The sequence below is a fragment of the uncultured Porphyromonas sp. genome (assembly GCF_934359325.1).
Classification (GTDB): Bacteria; Bacteroidota; Bacteroidia; order Bacteroidales; family Porphyromonadaceae; genus Porphyromonas_A.
Genome location: NZ_CAKRLH010000127.1, coordinates 1 through 4620, shown reverse-complemented (window position 1 = coordinate 4620; position 4620 = coordinate 1). Strand labels below are relative to the sequence as shown.

Annotated in this window: 3 protein-coding genes; 1 reads left to right on the top strand and 2 read right to left on the bottom strand. The window is 56.6% G+C overall.

From position 1 onward, the window contains the following. Nucleotides 1-245: 245 nt before the first annotated feature. Together Q0F21_RS05455 and Q0F21_RS05450 are read right to left on the bottom strand one after the other, a co-directional pair. On the bottom strand, nt 246-2846 hold the full coding sequence (locus Q0F21_RS05455; protein ID WP_297238121.1) for a hypothetical protein: 2601 nt from the start codon (nt 2844-2846) through the stop codon (nt 246-248). Continuing rightward, nucleotides 2843-3754 carry a GLPGLI family protein gene (locus Q0F21_RS05450; RefSeq protein WP_297238119.1) on the bottom strand — a complete coding sequence of 304 codons (912 nt, stop codon included), beginning with the start codon at nt 3752-3754 and terminating at the stop codon, nt 2843-2845. The genes Q0F21_RS05455 and Q0F21_RS05450 overlap by 4 nt, the downstream gene beginning before the upstream one ends. 330 nt (nt 3755-4084) lie before the next feature. Between Q0F21_RS05450 and Q0F21_RS05445 the strand changes: the two genes are divergently transcribed. After that, nucleotides 4085-4620 (top strand): S-adenosylmethionine synthetase N-terminal domain-containing protein (locus tag Q0F21_RS05445; RefSeq protein ID WP_297238117.1); only part of this gene is annotated, 536 nt, incomplete at its 3' end.

Here is a 4620-nt window from a genome sequence, read left to right as displayed (position 1 = left end):
ACCTATGGGAAGGGGAAGAGCGAGACACTTCGGATCGAACCGAACCGATAAATCATTACATTGGATCCCTCTGCACAGGGATCAGAAGTGTCTCCGATCTATTACCGGTATTAGTACTCACTAATACCGGTAATAGTGTAAACTAATACCGGTAAAAGAAATCCCCCTGAGGTAGAAGAGTATTCTCGGCTGCTATACTGCGAATAAGAGACGGTAGCATTTCACAGGTCTCAGATTCACAGGTCTCAGAGCGAGAGCCGCAGAGAGAGGAGGATCGTCCTCGGGCGGAGGTCGTACCGGTAGGCGTACCTATTGACGGTGTCGAAGGTGAGGTAGCGGTAGGACTGGTGATTGAGCAGGTTGAGCACACGGAGGTCGACTGAGAATGACTTCTGACGGTAGGAGAGCGCCGTACTGAGCTGGGGGAACGTCCGGTCCGGTCCCTCAAAAGCAGTAAAGGTGGTGACCCGGCAATTTGTCCTCCAGACCACACCTCTAAGCAGTGGCACACTCACGCCGGCGCGATGGCTGTAGGAGATGACCGGCTGAGCGTTGGTGCCTCCGTAGCTCATCATCGTGCGGCTGAGGTTGTACGAGTAGGAGAGCTCCAGCCCTCGGATTGGCGTGGTGGAGAGCTCAGGTGTGACATACATTGTGGAGGAGCTGTAGGGTAGGAGCACCTCATTTTGCATCACCCGATAGTCGGCACGGGAGACTCCGGTATAGAATCGGAGGGCAGTCTTATAGGCGTGGAAGCGCTTCGTCACCGTGAGGTCACCATTGTAGAGGTGCGATACGTTATCCGTCTGCAGCGCACCGGTGCCGATCATGTCCTCCTCTATCGTCTGAGTCGCGAGGGTATTGCTCCGGATCCGGGTGTAGCCCCCGCTGAGCCGAACAAACCACATCTTCATCGGCTGGCTGAAGCGGTAGTCCCCATTCACATTGATCATGGAGCTCTCAGAGAGTGTCCCGGAACCGGTGGTGGTTTGAGTCAGTCCGGTACGAATCGGGGCGGAGAGGAAGGAGGCAGCTCCGCCATAGCCACTGCTGTAATTGGCACCAAGGCTGACCTCGGAGAAGGGACTCAGCGCAAAGTCCGCCGACAGAGAGGGGTTGATGGTAAAGAGCGGGCGAGAGAGCCTGAGAGGTCGGTCCCCGCTATTGCGGAGCGAGAGGTAGTTGCCCGTGAGTGCCAGCGTGGCGCTCAGGACACAGCGAAGCCCTCGCGGACGGGTATAGGTGTATCCTGTCGACAGCCCGAGAGAGGTAGTGCTCACATCGAGGTCATTCAGCGCAGTGCGCTCGGCACCCTCCTGCTGCTGATAGGTCTCCACATGGTCACCCGAGTAGGTCAGTCCCAAGGTGCCGTTGAGCCTGTGCGCCCCCTTAGTCTCACTAAGCGTATAGGTGGCACTCGCCCCGGCAGATCCGCCCTGAGCATACTGCCGAAGAGAGACCTCATCTGCGGCTCCGATACCCAGCCACTGATCCGGGATCGTCACGAGACTCACCCGCCCCTCCACTCGGTGGTTTTGGGTTCCGCGACGGCGGCTGTACGCGATCTCATCGAGGAGAGAGAGACCACGAGACTGCTTTTGCACAAAGTGGGATCCGCCACCGCCGAGCAGGGTTGGCACTTGATCATCAGAGATCTTTCCCCCGAGGACAAAGCTATTACTCAAGAAGTATCCCTCCTGATTGTCCCGATACTCGATCTCTACGCCCGGAAGATGGACGAGTGCGGTGGGATTGCTCTCCTCGCTTATCACTGTCCCGTCAGCGAAGCGTCTCTCAATCGCATAACCGTAGCCGGTAGAGCTGCGTCCATAGCGTGCCTGCACACGGAGCTGTCGATCATCCGAGAGGGCGCGGAGGACTGACCCGGAGACGGAGAGATCAAGGGGACTGAGATAGAGCTCCCGATCGATCGGTGGTGCTGATGCAGAGGCCTCGCCGATCACACGCTCCGCAAGAGCAGTAGGCGAGTCCCCTCTCACGATCAGATCCAGAGCGTCATCCCGAGCACGCTCCGTCTGATTGCCTCCGGATAGCAGCGCCATATACTGCAAAGAGTGAGCAAAGAGCATCGACGAGAGCGAGCCGTCGTATCGCACCCTACCCCCATAGCCGATCGCTCCATTCCCCGACCAGATGGGGCGGCTCTTCGCATCCTTCTCAAGTCGGACATTCAGTGCCACGTCATTCGACGGCACGTCCTTATCTATCTTCCGATCCTGATGGTGCCTCATAACATCGACCGAGGCTACCTTCTTGGCATCCAAGTTTCGTGTCGCCTTGTGGTACTGCCCGCCGAGGAGATCCATTCCCTCGATATAGAAGTGGCTGATCGCCTTGCCGAGATAGCTGATCTGTCCCTTGGGATCCACCTCCACACCCGGCAAACGCTTGATTGCATCCTCCAGGGTGTAGTCACCCGCTTCAGTAAAGGAACGGAGGAGATAGGTGAGCGTATCCGACCGCTCGATGATCGGATAGGCCTCCACCGTCACCTCCTGCAGCTGTGAGACACGCGGAGAGAGACGGAGCGTTACCTCGTGTCGGTCGGGCGTCAGCGAGAGGCTGTCCGTCTCGTACGAGAGATGACTGATAGAGAGCTTCATCCTCGGGTAACTGCGATCGGATGTGAGGGCGAAGCGTCCTCCCTTGCGGGTAAAGGCAAAGGCGAGGATCTGCCCCTCGTGACTCAGCGTCACCCGGGCGCCCACGACCGCCTCTCCCTCACCACCGGTTACCCGTCCGGAGAGCTTATACTCCTGAGCAAGAAGCGGGAGAGTGCAAAGGAGGAGCAGGAGCGAGAGGAAGCAGCGGCGGGGTCTCATCACTTCAGCTCCAGGGGCTGGGTCGTAGAGACAAGAGGTCGTAGTGTAAAGCCATTGATCATGACGACTTTTTGACCATTGTCGTTACGTCGGACAGTCATCTCGGTGATGCCGTCCATGGGGATCTCCGTCTGACGCGACTTTGCCTTGATAAAATCCTGACGGTTAGTCCGGATCGCCATGGAGCGATCAGGCTCCGGTAGCGGAGTAGTAGCCTTGGCGAAGCGAACCGCCGTGAAGTGGTGCATTCCCTCGGCATCCTCCGCCTCGAGGATCAGACCGGGAAGTCCGTGGAGCTTCCATGGACCAAAGGCGGAGGGGATCCCGGGAGCATACCGCACGACCCAGGTCCGTCCACCATAGCTACCCGTGGCGGTCTTGCAGCTATAGCCACACACCTCCTTGGTCTCCTCTGAGAGGGTCCAGTCGATCGACATCATCGGCTCGGTGTAGGTATAGTAGGAGAGTGGGATGGTCTCCATAAGCGTCATCTCTCCACGCCCCAGATCCATAGTGACGCAGGGGTCGAAGTAGAAGAAATTGTCCACCGCAGCCATCTGCAGACTCTGCAGGAGACTGTCCGGACGGGTAGTCTCGGCCATCAGCGAGTCCACCCGGTAAGAAGTATAGTCTCGACAGTAGCTACGCTGGTCTCCCATCCGGAGCATCACCAGCGTGGAGAGTTCCTGAGGGTGACTCTTGCCATCCTGCTCCTGAGCACCCATGATGGTTACCATAACGTTCAATCCGCTCTCTTCGTCCTCTGAGGAAGTGGTCGGACCGCTGTAGTGATACCGGTAGAGACACTCATACTGGTCTGACGGGCTCTGAGCGAGGAGACTGGGGGAGACAGTCAGCAGCAGGAGCACTGAGATAAGCAGCAGAAGCGTACGTAAGTGGGAAGGGTTCATAATCTTGTCTGTTGGTGGTTGATACGTGCGTCAAAGATAGCGCATTTTCTCATGACGGAACCTAGGTTCAACTTCGAAGTGCAACACTATAGGAAAAAGCGAATAAATCGTACCTTTGCAGCATCACGTGGAGAGATTTGTGTCTGCTTGCAACCACGCTAAAACAATGCTAAAAGGCACTCTTGAGTCAATGAACGATGGTCGGAGCTTCTTGCTCACGGATCGTGGTGTCTGACCGAGAGGGGCTTTGCGCATTGCGTGCTTATAGGATAAAGTTCTCTTCTCGGATTGTAGACATTGTACACTTCATCTTCTTAGGTTCATTGATATATGAAAACTTCTGATACCTATCTCTTCAGCTCCGAGTCTGTGAGCGATGGACACCCGGATAAGGTGGCCGACCAGATCTCTGATGCCCTCTTGGACAACTTCCTTGCTCAGGATCCCAAGAGCAAGGTGGCATGTGAGACATTAGTGACTGCCGGTCAAGTACTTATTGCCGGAGAGATCACCTCTGACGCTTACGTCGACCTGCAGTCTGTCGTGCGAGGAGTGATCGCTGACATTGGTTACACCAAGGGCGAGTATGGCTTCGATGCGCAGTCGGTCGGTATCCTCAGCGCCATCCACGAGCAGAGCCCTGACATCCATATGGGTGTCGTGCGGGAGTTGGACGAGGACCAGGGCGCAGGAGATCAGGGGATTATGTTTGGCTACGCCTCATGTGAGAGCGACAACTACATGCCGCTTCCGATCGAGCTGTCTCACTCGATGCTGCAGATCCTATCCCAGATCCGCAAGGAGGAGCCGGACCTTATGCCCTACCTTCGTCCTGATGCTAAGGGACAGGTGACACTGGAGTATAA